Raw genomic sequence first — 25,906 nt, forward strand, 5'->3', positions numbered from 1 at the left:
TTATAGGATGGTGAGAAAATGTTAACACATTATCGAAAAGAAAACCGAAAAATCGCGATGGGACTATTGAGCTTTCATAAAAAGTTAAATGCAGAATCAAGTTTACTAAAAGAGATCGATACCTATGAATCTGCTGAGGATTATGAACTTTTTTTCTATACGCCAGAAGATTCTACAAATATCCAAGGAATCATTGGTGTGCATTGGAATGATAAAGATCAGATGACGATTCACGATATTTCGTTGAATCCTTCCTACCGGGGGGAGAATATCGGGTTTCAAATGTTGAATGAATTGCAAGCAAAATACCCCGATGTGTTGATCCATCCAACGGATATCACAGAAGCTTATTTAAGTAGATGGATCAATGAAAATAAGGAAGAGTGAATGATGTGTCAGAAATCAATATCAAATTAGATGTCTTTGAAGGTCCATTAGATTTACTCCTTCATCTGATCCAAGATATGTCGATCGATATTTACGATATCCCGATCGCCACTATCACGGAACAATACATGAACTATATCCATACGATGAAGACGCTTGAGTTAGCTGTGGCAGGAGAGTACCTTGTCATGGCAGCAACACTGATGGCAATCAAAAGTAAGACATTATTGCCTATCCAAGAAGTAAGCAATGACGAAGAAGAATTTTGGGAAGAAGATCCGCGTGACGAATTAGTCAATCAGCTGTTAGAATACCGCAAATTCAAGTATGCAGCAGAGAAGCTTACTGAAAAGGCAGAAGAACGTAGTTTGTATTTCACAAAAGAACCTTCTGCAATCGATGAGTTATTGGGGCAAGAAAAACCATTGAAGCGTGGACAAGTGAAAAAAATCGATTTATTTCAAGCCATGCAGAAAATTTTAGAACGAAAGAAATTTGCTCAAAAAGAAGAAAAAACGATCGCACCTGATGATGCGACAATCGAAGAACGAATGACATTTATCCAACAGCGCATCGTCTCTCAAAAAAATGGCTGTTTGTTCGAATCTTTTTTTGAAACGCCTTCTAGAAACGAAGTCGTCACAACATTTTTGGCGATCCTCGAATTGATGAAAAATGGACAGATCGTGGCTCAGCAAGAAAAAAATTATGAATCAATCATGCTTTATCCAGCAGTAGGAGATACACAACATGACGAAATTAAGTGAACTTGAAGCAATCTTATTTATAGTAGGAGAAGAAGGAACGACAATCGAAGAATTGAGTGCCTTACTGACCTATACACGAGAAGAAACGACTGCTTTAGTGGCAGAGTTGGCAGCTAGTTATGAAGCAAATGACAACACAGCGTTACATCTTTTTGAAACAGAAAAACAACTCGTGCTGACTACCAAAAAGGAGTTAGCGCCGATCGTCAAAAGATACGCGCAAGGGACATCGAATACCTTGTCACAAGCGGCAGTCGAAACACTAGCAATCATTGCATATAAACAACCGATCACTAGAAGTGAGGTCGAGTTGATTCGTGGTGTTCAAGTTTCTGGCGCGATTCAACGCTTGACTGCACACCAACTGATCGAAGAAAAAGGGCGAGTCGATGGACCAGGTCGCCCGATCCTTTACGGGACCACAAGTCATTTTTTAGATTATTTTGGTCTGAGATCGCTAAATGAGTTACCCGATATTCAAGATATCGAACGTTCACTGGAAGAAGACGCACCCCTTGATTTATTTTTTGATGGCGTGCATGAAGGAGAAAACATATAATGGAAAGATTACAAAAAGTAATTGCTCACGCAGGAATTACCTCTCGCCGTAAAGCCGAGGAATATATTTTGGCTGGTCGAGTAAAAGTAAATGGTCAAGTCGTCAAAGAACTTGGCGTAAAAGTTGGCAAACACGATACAGTGGAAGTCGACCAAGTGCCGATCTATCAAGAAGAATATGGCTATTATTTACTTTATAAGCCAAAAGGGGTCATTTCTGCTGTAGCAGATGACAAGGGCCGGAAAGTAGTGACAGACCTATTACCAATGGTCAAAGAGCGTATCTATCCAGTTGGACGACTAGATTATGATACTTCTGGCATACTTTTATTGACGAATGATGGTGATTTTGCGCAACGATTGACGCATCCCAAGCATGAAGTTGATAAAGTATATGTTGCCAAAGTCAAAGGAATCGCCACTAAGTCAGCGCTGAACCCATTGACAAAAGGAATCAAAATTGAAGGAAAGAAAACGTCACCTGCAAAGTATGCCATTTTATCTGTTGATCCTCATACGAATCATAGTATCGTAGAATTAACGATCCATGAAGGCCGTAACCACCAAGTAAAAAACATGCTACAAGCCGTCGGGTTACCTGTGCAAAAATTAAAACGAGAAAAATATGGCGAATTGACCTTGCAAGGTTTACGTCCTGGTGAGTATCGTGAGCTGAATAAAAAAGAAATCAGTCAGTTATTGAATCAATCAAAATAAATAACTTACTTTTTGTAAGGCTAAATACCTTGCTTTTTTGTTATGAAATAAGTATAATAAAATGGTAAACAAAAATTAGATATGGTTCGTCTTCAGGGGCAGGGTGAAATTCCCGACCGGTGGTTATAGTCCACGACCTACTTTTGCGAGTAGCTGAATCGGTGAAATTCCGATACCGACAGTAAAGTCTGGATAAAGAAGATAGAGCTTATTTGGCATACGTATGTACAAATGACTCTAACTCTATTTTCCCCTGCGAAAATAGAGTTTTTTTGTTTGTGTTTACGTGGTTGAATAGTTCGCTGAAGAGGAATCCCAACAGGAGGATTTCAACATGAAGAACACCCGAGTACAAAAAATGGTTGCGGTCGCATTATTTGCTGCAATCGGATTGGTTTTGCAATTTTTCTCATTTCCAATCATGCCAACATTTAGTTTTTTGAAAATCGATTTTAGTGATATCCCAGTTTTGATCAGCATGTTTTTATTTGGCCCGTTAGCGGGGATCGTTACCGCGTTTTTACGTTCGATCTTACATTTGATCATGACCGGTTTTAGTCCGGAGAATCTAGTTGGCGACGTCGCTAGTTTCTTTTCAACAGCGGTCTTTACTTTACCGATTTTCTACATCTTCAAAAGAAACAAATACCAAAAAGGAAAAAATCAAATTTTAGGCGTGATCAGTGGAACACTTGCACTAACCATTTTCATGAGTATTGCGAACTATTTTGTAATCACACCTCTTTATTTAACATTTTTAGGCCTAAACGCAACCCAAATGTTAGGTATGCCACTGGCAAATTACATTTTGATCGGTATTGTACCTTTTAACTTGATCAAAGGATTTATCGTTAGTGTGGCATTCCTTGTCTTACACGCCAAACTACTGCCTTGGTTGAGCAGAAAACAACACCAGTTAGAAAAACGGCATAGCGTTGTAAAATAAAAGTAAATGACTCTTTTTAAAAAAAAGACTAGGATAGCATATAATACAAAGAATACAAGTAAACTTGAAAGTAGGAATTCCTACTTTCAAGTTTTTTTTTTATGAAAAAGAGCATTTTCAGTTATTTATATAGAGACTAGATAGGTTATATGGGAGGGGAACAAATGACCAATCATAGGTATTCGCATAACTAACACTTATTTTTTTAAAGTTTTTCTTAATATTTTGTTATGAAAAAAAATTCAATAACCGACATTGTGTAAGCGTTTTATAAATCGTGTCTGAGTATTTTTTGCCTTTTTGTATAAAAATGTATTTTATACGTTTTGATGTGAAATTCTTCTCCTTTTGTTTGTTAGATGGACCGGATATAATAGACGACGGAAACGCTACAATTAGTATGAATAAAGCATTTCAATTAAATAATCAAAGGAGGGACAATAAACGAGGGTTTTGAATAAAATTTATCGAATCTACTAGTTATTATTTTTGTTCTTATCATCTTTTTGATAAAATACCGATGTGTCAAAGATTTTTGAAACAAGAAAGGAAGAAGAAAATGGAACAAACAACGAAGAAGAAATTTCAAATGCCTTCAGCGTACTCGGTCTTATTCATTATTATTGCCATTATCGCTGTACTTACATGGTTCATCCCAGCAGGACACTACAGTGTGGATGAAGCCGGTAATATCATTGCAGGGTCTTACGAAAGAGTCCAACAAAATCCACAAGGACTTTGGGATATCTTTATGGCTCCAGTCAACGGGATGTTGGGTGTACCAGCGGGTGAGTTAACGAAAGAAACACCTGCGGCAATTCCAATTTCCTTCTTTATCTTAATTGTTGGTGGTTTCTTAGGAATCATCAATAAAACTGGCGCATTAGATGCTGGGATCGCAACTGTTGTGAAACGCTTCAAAGGAAAAGAAAAAATGTTGATCCCTGTATTGATGCTTTTATTCGCTTTAGGTGGTTCAACTTATGGAATGGCGGAAGAAACGATTCCATTTTACGCATTATTGATTCCTGTTATGATGGCCGTCGGTTTTGATACTGTCACAGCAGTAGCCATCGTGTTGGTCGGATCTCAAGTGGGTTGTTTGGCATCAACAGTTAACCCATTTGCGACAGGAGTTGCATCACAAGCTGTTGGTATTTCAATGGGTGAAGGAATCGGGTTACGTTTCTTTATGTTCGTTGTCTTACTAGCAATCTCTATTATTTATGTGTATCGCTATGCGTCGAAGATCGAAAAAGATCCAACCAAATCTTTAGTATATAATCAGCGCGAAGAAGACATGAAACACTTTGATATCGAAGCAATCAATCGTCAAGAAATGATCACGAAGAAACAAAAACATGTCAATGTATTGTTCTTCCTTACTTTTGGTATCATGATCATTAGTTTGATTCCATGGACAACATTGAATGAAAACTTCACTATTTTTGAGTCATTGACAAATTGGTTAACTGGCCTACCTGTAATTGGAACTGTTTTAGGTAAAAACATGTTGCCTCTAGGTGATTGGTATTTCCCTGAAATCACAATGTTATTCTTAGTAATGTCAATCGTTGTGGCAATCACTTTTGGTATGAAAGAATCTGATTTTGTCAAAGAATTCTTAGCAGGTGCTTCAGACTTGATTGGTGTAGCAATCGTTGTTGCTGTTGCTCGTGGGATCCAAGTAGTGATGAACAACGGTTTGATCACAGATACGATCTTACATTGGGGAGAACAAGGATTAAGCTCATTATCATCAAGTGTCTTCTTGATCCTTACATTTATCTTCTATATCCCTATGTCATTCTTGATTCCATCAACTTCTGGCTTAGCAGCTGCTACAATGGGCATCATGGGACCAATGGGAGAATTTGCTGGTGTCGGTAAAGATCTAGTAATCACTGCTTACCAATCAGCATCTGGATTAGTGAACTTGATCACGCCAACTTCTGCTATCGTAATGGGTGCAATCGCCATTGCTCGCTTTGATATTTCCGTTTGGTGGAAATTCACTGGGAAGTTGATTGCCATCTTATTTGTTGCTATCTGTGTGATCTTAGGTGTAGCAGCAATGTTCTAATTCTAGACAAATGACAGCCAAAGTTCTATGATAAATGAAGAAACAATATCTATTGACTGAATAAAGAGACATGAATCCTTTATTCACCAAGTACGATGTATCACTTGTATGTAAGAGATCGTCGGTAGAAACAAGACCTTTGAAAAAACGAGTTACTCTGTTGATGAAGTGGTGACTGAAGAATCCAGCGCCAAGAAATAAGCGACAAAACCCGAAACTTGGATTTTGGGTTTTGTCGCTTATTTCCGAAGGCGTTGGCTTTTTCACAGAAAATTTCGTGAATAGTGTCCTATTGCACTCGAGCAGATGTACATGTGGATCAAAGTAGTATTTTCTGCCGTCATCTTTTTTTTAAAATAATGAGGAGGCAAAGTTGATGAAACAATTTGTAACAGAACAACATCATGAACAAGCATTAGAATCATTAAGTGAGTTGATTAGAATTCCTTCTGTGTTGGATGAATCTGATTCTGGAGAGGGACATCCTTTTGGGAAAAAAGTTGTAGAAGCTTTAGATAAAGTGTTAGAAATCAGTGAAGGATTAGGTTTCAAAACATTTAAAGATCCCGAAGGCTACTATGGTTATGCAGAAGTAGGCTCAGGAGACGAGTTATTTGGTATCTTATGCCATATGGACGTTGTCCCTGGAGGCGATGAAAAAAACTGGGAATCTAAACCTTTTGAGCCAACGATCAAAGATGGCTGGTTAGTTGGCCGTGGCTCCCAAGACGATAAAGGACCTTCGATTGCTGCAATGTACGCAGTGAAAGCATTGATGGATGCAGGGGTAGAATTTAATACGCGCATTCGTTTCATCTTCGGAACGGACGAAGAAAATCTTTGGCGTTGTTTAGATAAATACAATGAAAAAGAAGAAGGAATCACACAAGGCTTTGCGCCAGATGCAGAGTTTCCTTTGATCTATGCAGAAAAAGGTTTGCTACAAGCTTACTTGACCGGTCCTGGCACAAATGAATTCTCTGTAAATGCTGGTGGGGCACTAAACGTAGTGCCGGATTCAGCACCTTATTCAGGTGAAAAATTGGCAGAAGTGAAAGCAGCGTTAACGAAACACAACTTCGATTTTGAAGATCAAGGTGACTCGATCACAGTGCTAGGAAAAAGTATCCATGCAAAGGATGCCGCAGAAGGTGTCAATGCGATTTCTCGTTTAGCGATCGCTTTGTCTGAAGTTTTTGATTTTGCGCCAATCAAGTTTTTAGGAGAATTAGTCCAAGAAAATGCGACTGGTGAAAAAGTAGTCGGAAAGACTGTTGACGAACAATCTGGTGAGTTGACGATGAACTTCGCTAGTTTAGAAATCACACCTGAGCAAACAAAAATCGGGGTGGACATGCGTATCCCTGTCACCTTCAAAAAAGATGAACTTGTCGAAAAAATGACAGAAAAAATCAAAGCATACGATTTATCATATGAAGAATTTGATTTCTTGGATTCATTATACGTTCCTTTGGAGAGTGAATTGATCCAAAACTTATTAGCAACGTACCGTGATATCACAGGGGATATGACTGAGCCATTTGTTTCTGGTGGAGCAACCTTTGCTCGTACGATGAACCAATGTGTCGCTTTCGGTGCAATGTTCCCTGATACACCAGACTTCATGCACCAAGCCAATGAACGATGGGAATTAAGCAGTATGTACAAAGCGATGGAAATCTACGCAGAAGCGGTTTATCGCTTGTGTGGGAAGTAAACCAATAGTTAGTTAAGAAACGAATAAGAGTCATAAAAGTAACCACCCCTATTTTGAGGAACTTTGTCAAAATAGGGGTGGTTTTTCATTGTCAGTTGTTCCTCCTTACAAAGATATCCAATAATAACATCTTACATAAAATCATTTGCAATTTTACCGTATTTTATTTAGTGTATAAGAGTATCAAATGAAAGATGACGGAAGGTGATGTTTTTGAAAATATTCAAAAGAGTCCTGATAGGATTAGTGCTCGTGCTGGGATTAGGTGCTATTGGAGGTTATTTTTATTGGCAACAAAGTGTGTACGAACCATCGACTCAAGCAGAGCAATCATTTAAGCAAGGAATAGATAAAGAGGATTATTTATTATTCGAATCGCAAAAATCGGCGAAACATCCAATGGTGATTTTTTATCCTGGTGCGCTCGTCGAACCAGAAAGTTATAGTATATGGGCAGAGCAACTAGCAGAAAATGGCTATACGGTAGCCATTGCTAAAATGCCTTTTGAACTGGCGATCCTGAGTGGCAACAAAGCAGACAAAATCAGAGAGGATTTCAAAGATCAAGATTTTGTGATTGGAGGACATTCTTTAGGTGGGGTGATGGCAAGTCGTTATGCTAATGCAAATCTGGATGATGAACGATTAAAAGGTATTTATTTCATGGCAAGTTATCCGGATGAAAAGGGGACATTGGCAAAAACTGATTTACCGGTCATCAGTATCACCGGAAGTGAAGATGAAGTCATGAACCAAGAAGCAGCTGATGAAGCAAAAGCTTATTTACCTGAACAAACAGAATTTGTTTCCATCGCTGGAGGGAACCATGGCGGATTTGGTAGTTATGGTCATCAAAAAGGTGATGGTGAAGCAACAATCAGTAATGAAGACCAACAAACAGCAATCGTCACGACCATGATGAATTGGCTGAATCAAATCAAGTAAGAGCGTCACTTTTCGGACCGGCGAAAAGAAATGATCCGTTTATAATTGAAAATTTCACAAGCTGATCGGCGGATACAGACGTCTCAAAGGAAGCTCCTAGAAAAATAAGGCGTCATCCACAAAAAAATTTAAGAATCATTTTCGTGGATGACGCCTTATCACTTGAGGGGAATACGATTACCTCATCTATTTTTGTAACATAGAAAAACAAGTAGATCATCGGACAGTCCTGCTAAAAGTTAGTTGTAAGAGAGCGGTCAATTTTCTTTTTCCAATAAGATTGCTCGAACCGGACATTTTTGATAAGCTTTGGTTACGTTGGCTTCTTCTAAAGGCTGAACGAATTGTTGATGTGCTTCTGGTTCTTGTGCAAATAAGACGATTCCTTCTTCATCATAATCAAAGATATCAGGCGCCTCGATTTGACATAGACCACATGCGATACAACGTTCAGGAACTAATTTACATAATAATGACATATTCACCATCCTAACGTAAGGGGATTACTATGACTGAGTTTATTTTATCTTTATTTTCTTCAAGTGACAAGTTACGAGCAAGCTCACTCTATCAATTATTAAGTGGCAAGCGTACATCCTCGGTACTACTTTTTGGCTTTTTTCAGCGATTATTAGTTGTTCATGGTTGTTTTCCTTCACTTGAACAAGCAACGTTTGATACGCAGATCCAACAGATGATAGATGAGGGATTATTAAAGTGGGAAGACCGAGAGTTGCAACTGACGAAAAAAGGGGAAATGCGAAGAAAAAATAAATCCCTCCTTGGACTACACTATGATAAGTATGGACGTACAGCTACTGTTAGTTGGCGTTTGCTGAAATTCTATGTACAAGTCGTCTCTCACTTATCCGCCAATGAAACAGCTTATTTACCAGTAGAGACGGGTCCTTTTTATGCTTACCAAGTTAAGAGATGGTTGAAAGAAGCAACGTGTACCAAAACGGAGCTGGTTGCTCAAGTATCAAAGGAACTTTCTACTATTTTTACTCTGATGCCAGACGAACAAGCGAACTTCTTAGCGAACCAATTTTCTGGTAAAAAGCAAACAGGCTTACTCGCGTACCAACTGACTACCCTTGAAGATGGCACAGCTCAGCAATTATTCCAAGATCAGTGTATCCATCGCTTATTAGCGATTATCGAACAGCATTCAGATTTCTTATTATACGATTTGCTTGCACCGTTGCTTAGACAAAATTATAATCAAAGCATGTTGACGACGAGAGCATTGATTTTATCTGGGGATTCGGTGGAGCAAGTGATGGTGAAACGAGGACTGAAGAAAGGCACGATCAATGACCATTTGATTGAGTGGGCCATCTTTTTTGATGATTTTCCTTTTGAACGCCTGATCCACTCCGAGACAAGAAGATCTTTAGCTTCGTTGGATCGACCACTTCTTACGCTCAGATATAAAGATCTTGAAGGACAAACGATCGATTACGGAGAATTTCGTTTGGCACAAATCGAGGCATTTAAAGGAGGGGATAAAAATGGATTTGCTTGATCCATTGAAACAGTACTTTGGTTTTACCTCTTTTCGCCAAGGACAGGAAGAGATCATTTCCACCTTATTGAATCAGAAAGATGTTTTAGCGATCCTGCCAACTGGTAATGGCAAAAGTTTATGTTATCAGTTGACTGGCTATTTGCAAGATGGGATGGTATTGATCGTTTCTCCGTTACTCTCTTTGATGGAAGATCAAGTAGGGCAATTGCAAAAACGAGGGGAGAAAAGGGTGGTTGCCTATAATAGCTTACTCACTAGAAGTGAGAAACAGTATGTGTTAGCTCATTTATCCGAATATAAATTTGTCTTTGTCAGTCCCGAGATGTTGCAGCAACCGGAAGTGCTTCATGCCCTGAAGCAACAAAAAATCTCGTTGTACGTAGTCGATGAAGCTCATTGCGTGTCACAGTGGGGCATTGATTTTCGACCTGAGTATCAATCTCTCGGAAGAGTCGCAAAAGAATTAGGATCACCAACTACTTTAGCTTTGACGGCAACAGCCACGCGACCGGTACAAGAAGAGATCGAACACATTCTCTTTCGCACACAACCTGCCCTCGTCAAACATTCAGTTAATCGAGAAAACATCTCATTATTTGTCTTTCATACAGATGAAAAAGACCAGCAATTACGTCAGTTGATGGCACAAGCAGACGGAGCAATGATCATTTATTGCGCGACTAAAAAAGAAGTCGAACGTCTTTATCAACTGCTTCGCAAAGACTATGCTGTGGGGTATTATCATGGAGGGCTAGATGCCTCACAACGCCGCCAACTTCAACAACAATTCAGTCAAAATCAACTGCAATTTTTGATTGCGACGAATGCATTTGGTATGGGAATCGATAAAGCAGACATTCGGTATGTCATCCATTACGATCTACCAGATAGCCTGGAAAATTATATGCAAGAAATTGGTCGAGCAGGCAGAGATCAACAACCAAGTAGCGCTATCTTACTTTATCAACCAGGGGACGAAGGGATCCATTACTTTTTCCAACAATTATCTAAAGAACAACGTCAGATTTTCGAAGAACATCTGTCAACTGGGCAAACAGAGGCGCCCCAGTTCGATGAGATCCAGCAAAAATGGCTGATGCTGGTAAATGAAATGCAAAGTCCTGATACATGGCTTCTGCAATTAAAAAAACAAGAACAAGTGAAAATCAAGCAACTACAGCAGATGCTTGCTTATATCCATACAACATCATGTAGACGAGAACGTCTGATGGATTATTTCGGTGAAACCCTCAAAGAAAAACCTGAAAAATGTTGTGATCGAGATGGTGCGTCCTTATTTCTTTCTGAAACTGGACATACTAGTCCAACCGTAGAAGCAACAGACTGGCAAACCATTTTACTAAATTTATTTTAAAAAAATGGTGCGAGGTATTTTTTTCGTACAATCAAGATTATCCTATGGTATAATAACTAGGAAAGAATTTAGGAGGTCAATAAGGTGAGTAGAAAAGATAGACATCAATCATCAGAAAATAACGAAACACAAGAACCATGGGAGCAACCAATTTACGATACAGAGGATGAAGCATCTTCAAGAAGTACGCAAAGACAGCAAAAGAAAGGGAACACCCTGTTCTTATCGCTATTTTTGATTTTATTAGTTTTATGTATTGCCATTCCGGCAGGAGCTTACTTCTGGATCAGAAACGGATCAAGTAATAGTGCGACCGCTGCATCTTCTTCCTCTACGACTTCATCGATCGTAGAAAGTTCGACTGTAGAATCAACTGTAGAATCGACGACAGTTTCTAGTGAACCAACTTCTGATACACAATCAGTTGCTGGAGAAACAACACCCACGAGTGCTGTGACACCAGAAACAACACCATCTTCAACAGTAACAGAGCCAGAACAAACAACACCAAGCAGTGTGGCTCCACAAGAAACAACACCTACTTCAACACCAGAGGCAGGCACAGGTGTTTCAGGCTCAACCACAGTCGTTCAAGCGGGTGAAGGTCCTAGACAAGTAGCAGAACGCGCAGGCATTACAGTCGACCAATTGTTCCAATTGAACGGAATCGATCCAAACAACTACATGTTATATCCAGGACAAGAACTTAGAGTCCAATAAATGGAGTTAAAAAGATAATACTGAAGAGTTGTTTTTCCTCAGAGTATCTTCATAAAATGTAATTAAATAAGGAGCAGTGGCTTGAGCCACAGCCCCTTTTTTTTGAGAAAAGGGAGTTTATGAAAAATGACACGAATTAGTATCGCAATTGACGGTCCTGCCTCTTCAGGCAAAAGTACGGTAGCTAAAATCATCGCAAATGAATTGAACTATATTTATACAGATACGGGCGCGATGTATCGTGCAGTCACTTACTTGGCAATCAAACATCACATTGCTTTTTCAGATGAAACAGAGTTAGTCGATTTGATCAACAAACACCCGATTTCATTTGAGCAAATGGCGGATGGACAACATGTCTTTGTAGCTGGGCAAGACGTTACTTCAGATATTCGACAACCAGACGTTACACGAGCGGTCTCTGAAGTAGCTGCGCATTCAAAAGTACGCGAAGCTCTTGTTGCGATCCAGAAAAAAATCGGTGAAGATGGTGGTGTCGTCATGGATGGTCGAGATATCGGTACCGCTGTTTTACCAAAAGCCGAAGTGAAGATTTTCTTGGTAGCCAGCGTATCTGAACGGGCACAAAGACGACACAAAGAAAACCTTGAAAAAAATATTCCAACAGACTTAGAAGAATTGACAAAAGAAATACAAGCACGTGATGAATATGACTCTACTAGAAAAGTTTCACCCCTGAAGCAAGCAGAAGATGCGATACGGATCGATACAACCGGTAAAACGATTCAAGAAGTTGTCCAAGCGATCAAAGAAGTGATTCAACAAAAAGGATATTTTCTTGACTAAATAGAAAAAAAGCGAGAATCCGACCATTTTAATGGAAAACAAACGAAATCGCTTTATTTTTTTTAAATAATCAATTAAACTATAGGCAGTACCGTAGTTAACGGCAGAATGTTGGTTAGGAGGACAAGTGTTATGACAGAATTTGAACAAAATCAGACAGATAACAACCAATCTATGGAAGATGCAATGAATAGCGTTCAAGAAGTGAGCGTTGGCGATGTCGTCAAAGGAGAAGTTTTAGTTATTGAAGACAAACAAGCCATCGTTGGAATCGAAGGAACGGGTGTTGAAGGCGTAGTTCCTGCAAAAGAATTATCTACTTTACCGGTTGAAGATATCAACGAAGTGGTAAAGGTTGGCGATACGTTAGATCTAGTCGTGATCAGCACGATTGGTAAAGACAAAGAAAACGGAAGTTACCTTTTATCAAAACGACGCTTAGATGCGAAAAAAGTTTGGGAGGATATCGAAAAAGATTTCCAAGCTGGAAACATCATCGAAGCACCAGTGACAAATGTAGTTAAAGGTGGTTTAGTTGTCGATGTCGGTGTTCGTGGATTTGTTCCGGCATCAATGGTAGAAGATCATTTTGTCGCTGATTTTTCTGAATACAAAGGAAAAACGATGACATTCAAAATCGTTGAAATCGAACCATCAGAAAATCGCTTGATCCTTTCACACAAAGCAGTCGTTGAAACAGAAAAAGAAGCACAGAAAAAAGAATTACTATCAACTATCCAAGAAAATGACGTGATCGAAGGACGCGTTGCTCGTATCACAGATTTTGGTGCGTTTGTTGATTTAGGCGGCATCGATGGATTAGTACACGTTTCTGAGATTTCTCACGGACATGTTGCTAAACCCGGTGATGTTTTAGCTGTTGGCGATGAAGTGAAAGTCAAAGTTCTTTCAATCAATCCAGAACAAGGACGTATCTCATTATCGATCAAAGACACATTGCCTGGACCTTGGACAGATATCGAAACAAAAGCTCCAGTAGGCGCTGTACTTGAAGGTAAAGTGAAACGATTAACTAGCTTTGGTGCCTTTGTTGAAGTATTCCCAACAGTGGAAGGGCTTGTCCACATCTCACAAATCTCACATAAACACATCGCGACACCACATGAAGTGTTGCATGAGGGCGATGATGTCCAAGTGAAAGTTTTAGAAGTCAATCCAGAAGAGCATCGGATTGCATTAAGTATCAAAGCATTAGAAGAAAAACCTGCTTCTGATAAAGAACCAAAAGAAGTTGAGTCTTATGAGTTACCTGAAGAAAATACAGGATTTACAATGGGTGACATCTTAGGCGAAGCCTTAAAAGGGGAAGTAGAAGAAACAGCAACAGATGATTCTGAAAAATAAATGAATGATCGTTCCCGAAGCGCGAATTTACAGCATCAAGGGAAGTTGTACATGTGTAAAACAAGTGGTCTGGGGATTACGCCCCAGACCATTTTCTTTTGTAATAGGCAGTGATCCAGAAAAATACTTGAATGTTCACCGATCTAAGCTTGAAAGTTCGCGAAGTATTCGGTACACTAAGTGAGATTGGAAACATGTGAGGAGGAAAAAATATGGCAAATCCAACAATTGCAATCGTTGGTCGCCCAAACGTCGGTAAGTCGACGATTTTTAACCGTATCGCCGGTGAGCGTATTTCGATTGTCGAAGATACTCCAGGAGTTACTCGTGATCGTATTTATGCTAAAGGGGAATGGTTAGGTCGTGATTTCAGTATTATTGATACTGGTGGGATCGACTTAGGCGATGAACCATTTATGGATCAAATCAAGCACCAAGCAGAAATCGCAATCGATGAAGCAGACGTAATCGTCTGTGTCGTCAGTGGCCGTGAAGGCATCACTGATGCAGATGAAGTCGTAGCAAAAATTTTATATCGCAGCAATAAACCGGTGATCTTAGCCGTTAATAAAGTCGACAATCCTGAAATGAGAAACGATATCTATGAATTTTATGCACTAGGTCTAGGTGATCCTTACCCTGTATCTGGAAGTCATGGATTAGGGATCGGCGACATCTTAGATGAGGCAGTGAAATTCTTTGATGAAGAAGCAGAAGAAGAAGAGGATGATACCATCAAATTCAGTTTGATCGGTCGCCCGAATGTAGGGAAATCTTCCTTGATCAATGCGATCCTAGGTGAAGACCGAGTGATTGTTTCGGACATCGAAGGAACGACGCGTGATGCTATCGATACGCACTTCGTCTCAGAAGACGGTCAAAAATTCATGATGATCGATACAGCTGGAATGAGAAAACGTGGGAAAGTTTATGAAACCACAGAAAAATACAGCGTGATGCGTGCCATGCGTGCGATTGACCGTTCAGACATCGTGTTAATGGTCTTGAACGCAGAAGAAGGCATCCGTGAACAAGATAAACGAGTAGCTGGCTATGCGCATGAAGCTGGCCGTGGTGTGATCATCGTTGTCAATAAATGGGATCTAGTAAAAAAAGAAACGAATACGATGCGTGACTTCGAACAAGAGATCCGTGAAGAATTCCGTTACTTAGACTATGCGCCGATTCTGTTTGTTTCAGCTGTGACTAAGCAACGATTAGAACGTTTGCCTGAAATGATCGAAGAAGTGAGTATGAACCAAAACTTACGTGTTTCTTCAGCAGTCTTGAATGATGTGATCATGGATGCCGTAGCGATCAACCCGACACCGACAGATAAAGGTAAACGATTAAAGATTTTCTATGCCACACAAGTTGCAGTTAAACCGCCAACCTTTGTTGTTTTTGTTAATGAAGAAGAATTGATGCATTTCTCTTATGAACGTTTTTTGGAAAATCAAATCAGAAAAGCATTTACGTTTGAAGGAACTTCGATCCGAATTATTCCACGTCGAAGAAAATAGGCATTTTACCATAGTAGTCCGTTTTTTTCAAAAAAAATAAGCATATTTTTGTATTACGTTTTTATGACTAAAAAAAGCGGTTAAATAATGCCAAAAACCTTGCTATTAAGCGATTCATATGATATCGTGATAACAGAATATTGAAACTTAATCAATATTTCTTATAAACTTCTGGACCACTCAGAAAGTTTTTAAACTAAAATGATGTTCCTATCATATCTCTTGTTGGAGGAGGTGAATCTATCCATGGCAAATAAAGCAGAATTAATCGAAAAAGTTGCTTCAGCTACAGATTTAACTAAAAAAGACGCAACTGCAGCAGTTGACGCTGTATTTTCAACTATCCAAGATGCTTTAGCTAACGGCGAAAAAGTTCAATTAATCGGTTTTGGTAACTTTGAAGTACGCGAACGCGCGGCTCGTAAAGGACGTAACCCACAAACTGGTGAAGAAATCGAAATCCCAGCTAGCAAAGTACCTGCATTTAAACCAGGTAAAGCATTGAAAGACGCTGTTAAATAAGACAGTTGAAAAAGCGCTTGTGGCTACGGCTACAGGCGCTTTATTTTTTATATAGATGGATAAAAGAGGCGGAAAGCAGTAGAAAGGCAACAACCAAATAGTTCAGCAACCAAATGGAACTCGTTACATACCAAATAAAAGAATAGAGTTGATCAAAAAAGGCATGGGTTCATTCACTCGTTTTTCTTATTCTTTTTTTATTTTACTTACTAATGGTAAAATAAAAGAAAAGGGGAGGGCAACATGGAGTTATCCTATCGCTACCAACAAGAAGAAACAACAATCTTTTATGGGGAAACATTTGTCAGTCAGTTGAAAAATGAATCGATTGATCAAGCGATTCTTTTTTTAACGAACCAACGTTATTATGATCTATACGCTGAGAAAATGACACAGTCATTCACGAACAAGTTAGCGATTGATTGGTATATTTGTGGCAATACGCAGTGTAATCAATTATCTGAATTGCATAGCCTCTTGTCCTATGCGAGACGCTATCCTGAAAATCGACCGCTTTTAGTAATAGGTTTTGGCAATGAGGGAATTATGGAGTTGGCGGGTTTCTTTCAAAAACATACGTATCTTCAGACTACACTTTGGTTGATCCCCGTCTCGATCCGCTCCATGGCACGGGCACTTAATCCTCAATGCGAGATTTTACATGGGTCGAACGAATCGGCTCTTCAAACGACGAACCTTCCAGAACGGATCATTTATGATCGGACGATCAGTGAAAAACAAATCGAAGGGAAACAAATCGATTTTTTGATTTTTATCTGTTGTGGGTTAGTCTGTGATCATCCGTTTCTTCAAAATCTTTACAAAAATTATCCGAATCGCGAAAAATTATTCAATCGTCCTTTTGCTGGCATGTTAGAAGAAATCATTTATTTTTATCAAGAAGACGCTGAACAAGTGGCAAATTATGGTAAACTATTTGAGCAAGCTTTTTATCTGACTGAAAATAGTCATTTGCTTTCCGCCAGTATGAAAAAATTTTTAGGTATCTTGATGCAACTTATCTGGAATTCAGAAATCAAGTCGCTTTCTTTCCAATTGAAGAATTTTTTTATCTGGCTGCAGCATCTAGGTTATCCAATTATTTGGCCTGAAGAGATATCAAAAATGGATTATCTAGAAAATGTGCTGGTTTTAGCAGAAAAGAGCAAAAAAATTCTCGTTTTGGAAAAAATTGGTATAATAGATGGATATCAATTGCCAAACGAGCAAGAACTATTGAAAACAATGGCGTCCTATGAAAGGATCGTTCAAGAGATTAGAGGGATTTAGATGATGACAAATAGTGAAAAAATGCTACAAGCATTAGCAGACGAAAATTTGACAGAAGCAAATGAATATTTGGCAAAGGCGCTCCAAGAAGATCCGGCTGATGTGTTACATGAGTTAGGAGAAGAATTATTAGCCATCGGTTTTTTAGAAGAAGCAAAAGCAATTTTTGAACATCTGCTAACTGTATCGCCTGAAAATGATGAATGGAATATTCCGTTGGCAGAGATCGCTATCGAAGACAATGAGATCGATCAGGCATTTGACTATTTAGAAAAAATCCAGCAAGATAGTGAGTACTATCCACAAGCACTATTAGCAATCGCTGACTTGTACCAAGTAATCGGTATTCCTGAAGTAAGTGAAGCAAAATTGAAAGAAGCAGCGAAGCTATTACCAGAAGAACCATTGATTCAATTTGCATTGGCTGAATTGTATTTTTCAGTTGACCGTTTCAATGAAGCTTCCGCACTTTACGAAATGTTGTTAGCAAATGGTATAGAAGAAATTTCTAGTATTTCCATGCAAGAACGCTTAGGACAATCGTTGAGTATGCAAGGGGATTTTGAAGCAGCAATCCCACCACTGGAAGCAGCTTTAGCCGAAGAGCGGACAGATGATCGTTTGTTCCAATTAGCGTTCACGAATCTACAATTACATGAGAACGAAAAAGCTATCAATTATTTGCAAGAGTTACGGGAATTGAATCCACAGTATCAATCCTTATACCTTTATCTTGGTCAGGCCCTTCAAGAAGAAGAGATGATCGAAGAAGCACAACAAGTCTTAGAAGATGGTATCAAAGAGAATCCATTCCAAGTAGAACTTTATCACCTAGCTTCGGAAAATGCCTTTCGTCTACATGACAAAGAAAAAGCAGAGAAGTTACTACTTGATGCCTTGAACGTCGGCGACAAACAAGATGAAACGTTGTTGACGTTGAGTAATCTTTACTTGGATCAAGAACGTTATGAAGACGTTGTTCAAACAGTCAACCAAATGGAAGAAGTTGCTAATCCATATGCAGAATGGAACCTCGCTCATGCCTATAATCAATTAGAAGATTTTGCGGTAGCAGCAGTCCACTATGAACAAGCAGCCCACGAATTAGATCATGAGCCAGATTTCTTGAAAGAATATGCTTTATTCTTACGTGAAGAGGGCCAATTAGCAAAAACACGAGAATTATTGGAACAATATTTAACTTATGAACCAGGGGATATGGAGGTATTGTCGCTATTAGATGATTTAACAGAGAGGTGATGAATATGTTGATTGATGTTAAAGAAAAGAAGAATTTCTTAACTTGGATGGTTAACCATGTCTCTTTCAGTCGTAGAGAAGTATTTTGGATTTTGAACTATCTGGCAAATCATGAAGCAATCTTACACAATGTGCGTTTTGTTGAAGGTGCAAACTTAACAAGACGTGGTTTACAGATCACCGATCTTTCCTATGAAGGTGAGCCGATGAAGCTATTTTTAGATGGAAAGGAATTTACTGACACTGATCAGATCTTCCACGAAATCCGTCTGAATTGGAAAAATCCACTCTATGTCGAATGCCTTTTTGAAAATGCGTGGCAAACGAAAGAATATTTAGAAATCATCGAAGATAACCCGTTAGCCTCATGGGAAGATGCAATCAGCGAAGAATCAACAGAATTAATCGAGCATTATTTCCAAGAAAAAGAGCAAGCAGCTAAACTAAACATGCTTTACCAACAGATCGATCAGGCATTAGAAGAAGGCGATAAAGATGCGTTTCTTGAACTATCTGATGAAGTGAACCGCATGATCCTTCAAGCGCCACAGAAGAGTAAGAGTTGAGTGTGGGGAAAGCTGACCAGGGAAAAGTAACATTATGATAAGTAAGTAACTATAGTGAAAATATATATAATAAAGTCTAGGCTTCCTTCCGAGTAATATTTGTAAAGGAAGCCTAGTTTTTATTAAGTTTTTTGGTCAACAAAAAATGGATTTCAATAACAAAATTTCTTAAAAAGCTTATTATAATCAAATTTGTTCCAGAATATCTCTGGTCGCTTCCCTAAATTCCTTTGGTTGATCCGTATGAACGAAATGTCCAGAGATCTTTACATATTCTAGATTTTTGGAAGGTGCGTTGATCTGTTAGAAATGTATACATATTTGATTCCAGTGATATTTTCAGATAGTAATATAGGCTCTCTTAAATATTATCAGTTATATTTTAAATAGTTCATCTATCTTTCATTCTGTGCAAAAAAATATGAAACGATAAAGCTATTGATCAAAAAAAGATGTGACATAAGTATCCAGCTATGGGAAATAAGCGTGAATCCCAAAAATTTGAAGAGCCATTTTCGTTTTTCACGCTTATTTATGAAGGTAAGCTTGTGGAGCACCATATATTCGGTTTTAGGAAGTACAAAAGGCCTAATCGCCCAGGTACTTCTGAATGAACTGAGAATATCTCTAAGTAGACATGTGCAACTCCTTGATCATGAAGTACGCAGAACTACGTTATTCTATATACGTAGAAAGCTTCAGTATCAGGTTGATTGATTCAAAATCATTCTGTTATTTTTTTAAATCGCCTCGTTTGTGGTTTAAGATAGGTAAAGCCTTCTCCTTCTACTTCATGGACATTTAGAATTGAAAGAAAGGCATGTTCGTCAATTTCATGAATGATCCGTTTTACTTCGTTTAATTCCCTGGCACTTACCACCATATAGATCATTTTTTTATCGACACCAGAAAAGCCACCTTCTCCATGCAAGAATGTGACACCACGTTGTAAGCCGGTCATCAATAAAGGTGCAATTTCCTCACTTTTATTTGAGACTACCAGAATCCCTTTGGCAGAGTAGCCACCATCAAGGATAAAATCAATGACACGACTAAATACATAGGAAGCGATTAACGTGTACATCATCCGCTTCAAATCGATATAAGTTAATGAAGCAAGTAAAACGATGACATCAAAAGCTAAAAGGGAACGTCCCATAGAGATTCCATGATTTTTTTCAAGTATCCGAGCGATGATGTCACTTCCTCCTGTAGTACCTCCCATACGATAAACGATCCCGCTGCCGACTCCGGCAATCAGTCCTGCAAGTAAAGAGACGATCAGTAAATCATGCTCTAAGTTGATTTGTAAGGGAATCCTTTGCCAAATCCATAAGAAGACAGAAAGCGAGACAGTGCCTAAGACAGTATACGCGAGCGCGCGTTTTCCTAAGATTTTTCCGCCTAGTAGGATCAATGGAATATTAATCAATAAAGTAGAATAAGCTGGGTCGATATGAAAAAGAGCACGCAAAATCAGGGTAATACCTGAAACTCCACCCTCGGCTAGCTGGTTTGCGATATTCAAATAGACTAGTCCAAAAGCATAAATACTTGTTCCTAAAATAATAAAAAAAACTTCTTTCATTGTTTTCAATGATGTCATCGAATCCCCACTTTCTACTATATGATATGATTCATTGTGCAACAAGCGGTATATCCTAGATATAGACCTAGGGATTAGGAAACTGGTTCTTCATTTTTATAGTTATAGAATAGACCAAGTTGGCTTGTTGCTAAGAATTTATTAAGTATACCTAACATAATGTAGCATGTATTCTTTGTTTTCACAATTGCACTTCTTGCGGTTTTGCTGTAAAGTTTTTTAGGAAGAGATGATTGGAGGGTTCTTAATGAAAGAAGAGCGTTCACTAAAAAGTATGCAAGAAGAGGTCGATGCGTACATCCAACAATTTAAAGTTGGGTATTTTTCGCCATTGGCGCAAATGGCACGTCTGACCGAAGAAGTAGGTGAATTGGCACGAGAGGTCAATCATTCATATGGCGAAAAAAGTAAAAAAGCAACAGAACCTAGTAATTCAGTGGCAGAAGAATTAGGCGATGTTCTATTTGTAACAATGATCATGGCAAACTCGTTAGGAATTGATTTGACGACGGTATTTGAAAAAAATATGGAGAAGTTCAATCGAAGGGACCATCATCGTTTTGCCCGAAAAGATGAGGAACAGTGAGAGGATAGAAGGAGTAAAAATGAGACTAAATGAATTACCGATCGAATATAAAAAAGCAATTCCAGTAATAAGAAAAATTGAGGCAGCTGGATTTGAGGCGTACTTTGTTGGTGGTAGTGTGCGGGACACGTTACTCGGACAAAAAATTCATGATGTAGATATTGCTACTAGTGCGTTTCCAGAAGAAATCAAGCAGTTGTTTCCAAAAACGATCGATATCGGGATCGAACATGGAACGGTTCTCGTCTTCCATGAAGAGGAGCAATATGAGATCACGACATTTCGTACGGAATCGACTTATCAAGATTATCGGCGTCCTGATAGTGTTTCATTTGTTCGTACACTAGAAGAGGATCTAAAGCGCAGAGACTTTACGATCAATGCTTTTGCTTTGAAAGAAGATGGTGAGATCATTGATTTATTCGACGGGTTAACTGATTTAGAAAATCACGTCTTACGAGCAGTTGGACGACCTTTCGAGCGATTTCATGAAGATGCTTTACGAATGATGCGTGGGCTTCGTTTTGTGAGTCAGCTAGGGTTCAAATTGGAAGAAGAAACGGCCAAGGCGATCGAAGACAACCATGCGTTATTGGACAAAATCTCTGTTGAGCGAATGAATGTTGAATTTATCAAAATGCTTTTAGGGGATTTTCGTAATCATGGCTTGGCCGCATTTGTCGAAACAAAATGTTACATCTATTGTCCACAATTAAAAGAAGATGGTGAGGCATTATTAAGATTTGCCGATTTACCATCTATTCCATTAAAAAAAGAAAGTCAAGCTTGGGCATTATTACTCAATCAACTCAGTCGATCTGAGCAAGAGGTGGCACCTTTCTTAAAAGCATGGAAATGTTCCAACCAAATGATTCGAGAAGTCCAACGTTTGGTCAAAGGATTGGCGAAGCGACAAGAACGACGATTAACACCATTGGAGATTTATCATCTTGGAAAAGACGCATCGTTGGATGTGGAAGAATTGATGATTTACTTCCATCAAACCCCTGACACAACAACTGTGCTAGACATCTATCATGCACTTCCTATCAAGACAATGGGTGAGTTGGCGATTGATGGCAAGGTGCTATTAGCTACGAGTGAAAAAAAACCAGGTAAATGGGTCAGTGAAGCGTTAGCACTTGCGGAGTCAGCGGTAGTGAACGGACTGGTACAGAATGAACAAGCTGCATTATTAACCTATCTGAAAGAGCAACAAGGTTAGTCAACGAAATCGTGACAATCACTAATTACGTCTGTTTGGCGGGCTAATCATATACTGACATGGCTAAAGTAAGGGCATGAGAGTTATCTATAGAAGCGTTTGGCTTTTTTGTAGGATGTTTCTCATGTCCCTTTTCTCTTTTAGAGGAGGATTGTTATCAAAAAAGCTGACAGAAAAGCAAACATGAGAGATGACCGCTTTTGTTGTTTTATGCTAAACTAGTAATGAAACAGAATATAATGCGTCAAAAAAGGAGATTTTTTTAATGAGCAAAGAAATGACAGCGCTAAAATTTTATTTCCGTAACGGCGAAACATGGACGATCAATCGTCGTCACATCGGCGACCTTTGGATCAAACAAATCACGACAAGTTTTGGTCGTATCAATGGGAGTGAATTTATTGAGATCCATCCATGTGCCGGTTTTAAAATCGAAATCTTCCATGAGGGAGATTCAGTAGCTACTCATGATATCAATCTAGGTGGTTTGGAAATGGGTATGTTCAATCGTGCTTTGAAATATGAAGATATTGAACGTATGGAAATCTTGTATCGCAATGGTACACCTGATCTAGTATACTTCCCTTACTTGGACAAAGGAACAGAGGGATTAGATAATCAATATCAATCAACAAAAATCAGTGAAAAAACTGGTAACTTATACATTGTGATCAACCCAGAACAACGTGTTGACGATGTTTATGGCGAATATTTCGAATAAGAGCGAATGACGTTTAAAAATAGCACATGCAAAACTTTTGAATAGGTTTTGCATGTGTTTTTCTTTTGTCTTTATTTTACGATTACAGTTGATATTTTATAGTGATTGGACTAGAATGAGTTTCTGGAATTGAAACGAATACTTCATCCTAAAAGTAAAAAGGTTTTAGTTGCATTTTAAAAACTTTTTGCTATAATTGGTGCAGTTTGAATTTAGGAGATCTTGAAAATGAGAGAGAGTTTTGAAGAACAAAAGAAACGACTGGTTGATCACTATGGTACTTTTTCAATGGAAGATCGTCGCCAGATCTTATGTAAGTTGCGTAAAAGGAATATCTTGATGTATCGTCAATTAGGACGCTTGAAACACGAATTGCTCCGTTTAGAATCAAAACGTGTGCAATGTGAGTTAGATGGTCGGGTGACCCAAGCGGAAATTGTTGAAAACAAAATTTTAAAGAAAAAAGAGCAATATTTGAAAGTTCTTGCACAAAATAAAAAATAAAGGGGATCAAGCATGGAATTTGCAGAGTTAGTGATTGTTTTTGCAGTCACGATCACGCTATCCAACATAGCAAGTCGTATCTTGCCAATGATCCCTGCACCACTGATCCAAATATTTCTTGGCGTGGTTTTAGGATTGACCGAATGGGGTGAATCCATCAATTTTGAACCTGAATTATTTTTAGTGATGATCATCGCCCCCTTGCTTTTTAGAGAAGGAGAAAAAGCGGATATCGCCTCGATCCTGAAAAATTTCGATACGATATTGTTTCTCGCTTTTGGTGGGGTGATCTTGACTTTGATTGGCGTTGGAGCAACGTTATCATTTCTGTTGCCCAGTGTCCCTTTAGCCGCGTGTTTCGCTTTTGGTGCAGCACTAGGTCCGACAGATGCGGTGGCAGTCAGTTCGCTTTCCAATCGTGTGAACATTCCGAAAAAAGCCATGCATATTTTAGAAGGTGAAGGGTTACTGAATGATGCTTCTGGCGTAACAGCCTTCCAATTTGCCTTAGCTGCTTTGATCACTGGGACGTTCTCTGCGGTAAACGCAGGCGTTACACTGATTTTATCAAGTATTGGCGGGGCAGTAGTCGGCTTTTTGCTTGTCTGGGTAAAAAGAAAAATCATTGGTTTGATCGAGAAAGCATCGGCACGTGACGTAACAGGCTACTTATTGATTGAATTGTTGTTGCCTTTCTTAGCGTATGTTTTAGCCGAAGTCTTTCATGTTTCAGGAATTATTGCAGCAGTGGTTGCAGGGGTATTACAAGCCTCAGGATTTAAAAAAATCTCAGTCTTTGATGCGGAGTTGTCAACTTTATCGAATAGTACATGGACAACGATTGCCTTCACATTGAATGCGCTGGTATTTATATTTTTAGGAATTGAACTGACACAAGTCTTTACACCAGTTTGGGGAGATGGACTGTATTCGAATAGTTTGTTGCTAATGATCATTTTATTGGTTTCAATCATGCTGTTCGTCATACGCTTCGTTTCAATCAGCTTATTTTATATGTTTAAGGGCGGTTTTCAAAGTTTCAAAAAACAACTGAATGAAGTCTTGATCTTAACTTTTGGGGGTGTAAAAGGAACAGTCAGTTTAGCGACTATTTTTATTTTACCATTCACGATCAATCAAATGGCATTCAATCAACGATCATTGCTCTTATTTTTAACGGCAGGGGTTATTTTGGTCACGTTGATTATCGGGATCATTGTATTGCCAATGTTGACTGAAACAGAAGAAGCAGCGACAACTGATTTAAAAGCTTTGATGATCTTGGAAGAAGTGATTGAAACACTACGCTTAGAAAAAGAAGCGGAAGAACCAGGATCAAAAGCTTATTTAGCGATAGAAGCAGTGATTGAGACTTATCAAGAAAGAATCAGTGAGCTTTATTTATCTGATTTGAGTGGAGATGAAAAGCAAGAAGTCCAAGAAATCCAAGCGTTGATTTTATCGATTGAGCGAGATGGCTTGGATGAAAGATATCGTTCTGGGAAGTTGTCTTCAAATGGCTATCGCTTTTATTCAAGATTCCTAGCTAACTTTGAACAGTCGATCACAAGTCAAATTTTGTCATTCATTGGATTTTGGTTTATTGTGGTACGCCGATTGATGCGGATCGTTCTCCACCCCAAAATGTTTTGGCAAAGACGGCAAAGTGATCGCCAAACTATGATCTCTGATAAAGACATTCAGGAAATTCGAGAGACGTATCAAAAGAATACGCAATTGATCATCGAAAGTTTGGAGAATCTAACGGACGTTTATGATGATACGATGATCGGATTCTTTATCGAACAACGAAAAGCTCAGGGGATTCGGATGATGAGTGGTAATCTGATTTCCACTTGGATGATCCAACAAGATCGTTTGTTTACGAAGAAGATGCTAAGAGGTTACTATTTAGAAAGAAAAGTCATTGATGAATATGAAGTCGCAGAAACGATCACGACTTTTTCTGCGAATCAATATAGACGAAATATCAATCTGTTGGAGTCCTATACAATGAATCAACCGACAGATCGTTTTTCATTTCGCTTTGCGTTCCAAGCGAAAGCAAAGAAATTTCAATTGAAACAAGACCAAAAGAGGAAGTTGTGACAAAGCACAGCTCCTCTTTTTTTTGAGGTTGTGACAGAAGTCGTTTAACCTTAATAATTAAGTTCATCCAGGAAGT

The 25,906-nt window shown here is 38.8% G+C and carries 25 protein-coding genes and 1 riboswitch; of the genes, 23 read left to right on the forward strand and 2 right to left on the reverse strand.

What is annotated here, in order from left to right:
* Nucleotides 1-18 precede the first annotated feature (18 nt).
* The 8 genes from ACH0AK_RS09765 to ACH0AK_RS09800 all read left to right on the forward strand — a co-directional run bounded on the left by ACH0AK_RS09765 (nt 19) and on the right by ACH0AK_RS09800 (nt 8,120).
* Nucleotides 19-387, forward strand: coding sequence for a GNAT family N-acetyltransferase (locus tag ACH0AK_RS09765; RefSeq protein ID WP_019723231.1), 369 nt, complete (start codon nt 19-21; stop codon nt 385-387).
* Complete coding sequence (locus ACH0AK_RS09770) at nt 384-1,154, forward strand: segregation/condensation protein A (protein WP_029594036.1); 771 nt, start codon at nt 384-386, stop codon at nt 1,152-1,154. The genes ACH0AK_RS09765 and ACH0AK_RS09770 overlap by 4 nt, the downstream gene beginning before the upstream one ends.
* The gene (gene scpB / locus ACH0AK_RS09775; RefSeq protein ID WP_010735780.1) at nt 1,138-1,713 is read left to right on the forward strand and encodes an SMC-Scp complex subunit ScpB; all 576 of its coding nucleotides are present in this window, start codon (nt 1,138-1,140) and stop codon (nt 1,711-1,713) included. Before ACH0AK_RS09770 ends, scpB begins: the two co-directional genes overlap by 17 nt.
* The gene (locus ACH0AK_RS09780; protein ID WP_010735779.1) at nt 1,713-2,429 is read left to right on the forward strand and encodes a pseudouridine synthase; all 717 of its coding nucleotides are present in this window, start codon (nt 1,713-1,715) and stop codon (nt 2,427-2,429) included. The genes scpB and ACH0AK_RS09780 overlap by 1 nt, the downstream gene beginning before the upstream one ends.
* 84 nt (nt 2,430-2,513) lie before the next feature.
* A riboswitch (FMN riboswitch) is annotated at nt 2,514-2,636 on the forward strand.
* 127 nt (nt 2,637-2,763) lie between these two features.
* On the forward strand, nt 2,764-3,375 hold the full coding sequence (locus ACH0AK_RS09785) for an ECF transporter S component (RefSeq protein WP_019723230.1): 612 nt from the start codon (nt 2,764-2,766) through the stop codon (nt 3,373-3,375).
* Between the two features lie 559 nt (nt 3,376-3,934).
* The gene (locus ACH0AK_RS09790; RefSeq protein ID WP_010735777.1) at nt 3,935-5,458 is read left to right on the forward strand and encodes a YfcC family protein; all 1,524 of its coding nucleotides are present in this window, start codon (nt 3,935-3,937) and stop codon (nt 5,456-5,458) included.
* Between the two features lie 376 nt (nt 5,459-5,834).
* The gene (locus ACH0AK_RS09795) at nt 5,835-7,175 is read left to right on the forward strand and encodes a M20 family metallopeptidase (RefSeq protein WP_010735776.1); all 1,341 of its coding nucleotides are present in this window, start codon (nt 5,835-5,837) and stop codon (nt 7,173-7,175) included.
* A 213-nt stretch (nt 7,176-7,388) separates the two neighbouring features.
* Nucleotides 7,389-8,120 (forward strand): alpha/beta hydrolase, encoded by a 732-nt coding sequence (locus ACH0AK_RS09800; protein ID WP_023519472.1) that lies wholly within the window; start codon nt 7,389-7,391, stop codon nt 8,118-8,120.
* Between the two features lie 257 nt (nt 8,121-8,377).
* On the opposite strand, the gene ACH0AK_RS09805 is transcribed toward ACH0AK_RS09800, so the two are convergent.
* A complete protein-coding gene (locus tag ACH0AK_RS09805) occupies nt 8,378-8,599 on the reverse strand; it encodes a ferredoxin (RefSeq protein WP_010735774.1) in 222 nt (73 codons plus the stop codon).
* Between the two features lie 29 nt (nt 8,600-8,628).
* On the opposite strand from ACH0AK_RS09805, the gene ACH0AK_RS09810 reads away from it, so the two are divergent.
* From ACH0AK_RS09810 to ACH0AK_RS09855, 10 genes are all read left to right on the forward strand, one after another.
* Nucleotides 8,629-9,648: a helix-turn-helix domain-containing protein gene (locus tag ACH0AK_RS09810; protein WP_010735773.1), complete on the forward strand. Its 1,020-nt coding sequence runs from the start codon at nt 8,629-8,631 to the stop codon at nt 9,646-9,648.
* Entirely contained in the window at nt 9,635-11,026 is a 1,392-nt protein-coding gene (locus tag ACH0AK_RS09815; RefSeq protein ID WP_023519474.1) for a RecQ family ATP-dependent DNA helicase, read from the forward strand. The genes ACH0AK_RS09810 and ACH0AK_RS09815 overlap by 14 nt, the downstream gene beginning before the upstream one ends.
* An 84-nt stretch (nt 11,027-11,110) precedes the next feature.
* Nucleotides 11,111-11,746 carry an SAG1386/EF1546 family surface-associated protein gene (locus tag ACH0AK_RS09820; protein WP_010735771.1) on the forward strand — a complete coding sequence of 212 codons (636 nt, stop codon included), beginning with the start codon at nt 11,111-11,113 and terminating at the stop codon, nt 11,744-11,746.
* 126 nt (nt 11,747-11,872) lie between these two features.
* The gene (gene cmk, locus ACH0AK_RS09825; protein WP_010735770.1) at nt 11,873-12,553 is read left to right on the forward strand and encodes a (d)CMP kinase; all 681 of its coding nucleotides are present in this window, start codon (nt 11,873-11,875) and stop codon (nt 12,551-12,553) included.
* A 132-nt stretch (nt 12,554-12,685) separates the two neighbouring features.
* Nucleotides 12,686-13,918, forward strand: coding sequence for a 30S ribosomal protein S1 (gene rpsA / locus ACH0AK_RS09830; protein WP_010735769.1), 1,233 nt, complete (start codon nt 12,686-12,688; stop codon nt 13,916-13,918).
* 212 nt (nt 13,919-14,130) lie between these two features.
* Nucleotides 14,131-15,441, forward strand: coding sequence for a ribosome biogenesis GTPase Der (der, locus tag ACH0AK_RS09835; RefSeq protein ID WP_010735768.1), 1,311 nt, complete (start codon nt 14,131-14,133; stop codon nt 15,439-15,441).
* A 246-nt stretch (nt 15,442-15,687) separates the two neighbouring features.
* Entirely contained in the window at nt 15,688-15,963 is a 276-nt protein-coding gene (gene hbs / locus ACH0AK_RS09840) for a non-specific DNA-binding protein Hbs (RefSeq protein WP_002290178.1), read from the forward strand.
* Between the two features lie 243 nt (nt 15,964-16,206).
* A complete protein-coding gene (locus tag ACH0AK_RS09845; RefSeq protein WP_137072176.1) occupies nt 16,207-17,253 on the forward strand; it encodes a hypothetical protein in 1,047 nt (348 codons plus the stop codon).
* Nucleotides 17,254-18,513 (forward strand): tetratricopeptide repeat protein, encoded by a 1,260-nt coding sequence (locus ACH0AK_RS09850; protein ID WP_023519476.1) that lies wholly within the window; start codon nt 17,254-17,256, stop codon nt 18,511-18,513. It begins immediately after the preceding gene.
* A 5-nt stretch (nt 18,514-18,518) separates the two neighbouring features.
* Complete coding sequence (locus ACH0AK_RS09855) at nt 18,519-19,079, forward strand: YpiB family protein (RefSeq protein WP_023519477.1); 561 nt, start codon at nt 18,519-18,521, stop codon at nt 19,077-19,079.
* A 724-nt stretch (nt 19,080-19,803) separates the two neighbouring features.
* On the opposite strand, the gene ACH0AK_RS09860 is transcribed toward ACH0AK_RS09855, so the two are convergent.
* The gene (locus ACH0AK_RS09860; RefSeq protein WP_019723717.1) at nt 19,804-20,685 is read right to left on the reverse strand and encodes a YitT family protein; all 882 of its coding nucleotides are present in this window, start codon (nt 20,683-20,685) and stop codon (nt 19,804-19,806) included.
* 247 nt (nt 20,686-20,932) lie between these two features.
* Here ACH0AK_RS09860 and ACH0AK_RS09865 point away from each other — a divergent pair, with 247 nt between their 5' ends.
* From ACH0AK_RS09865 to ACH0AK_RS09885, 5 genes are all read left to right on the forward strand, one after another.
* Nucleotides 20,933-21,271 carry a nucleotide pyrophosphohydrolase gene (locus tag ACH0AK_RS09865; RefSeq protein WP_010735763.1) on the forward strand — a complete coding sequence of 113 codons (339 nt, stop codon included), beginning with the start codon at nt 20,933-20,935 and terminating at the stop codon, nt 21,269-21,271.
* A gap of 19 nt (nt 21,272-21,290) precedes the next feature.
* Complete coding sequence (locus ACH0AK_RS09870) at nt 21,291-22,496, forward strand: CCA tRNA nucleotidyltransferase (RefSeq protein WP_023519478.1); 1,206 nt, start codon at nt 21,291-21,293, stop codon at nt 22,494-22,496.
* Nucleotides 22,497-22,761: 265 nt separating this feature from the next.
* Nucleotides 22,762-23,217, forward strand: a complete 456-nt coding sequence (locus tag ACH0AK_RS09875) for a hypothetical protein (protein ID WP_010735761.1) — start codon at nt 22,762-22,764, stop codon at nt 23,215-23,217.
* A gap of 228 nt (nt 23,218-23,445) precedes the next feature.
* Entirely contained in the window at nt 23,446-23,721 is a 276-nt protein-coding gene (locus tag ACH0AK_RS09880; RefSeq protein ID WP_010735760.1) for a hypothetical protein, read from the forward strand.
* Between the two features lie 12 nt (nt 23,722-23,733).
* Entirely contained in the window at nt 23,734-25,830 is a 2,097-nt protein-coding gene (locus tag ACH0AK_RS09885) for a cation:proton antiporter (RefSeq protein ID WP_010735759.1), read from the forward strand.
* Nucleotides 25,831-25,906 lie beyond the last annotated feature (76 nt).

The organism is Enterococcus pernyi, from assembly GCF_045371165.1.
GTDB lineage: Bacteria > Bacillota > Bacilli > Lactobacillales > Enterococcaceae > Enterococcus_B > Enterococcus_B pernyi.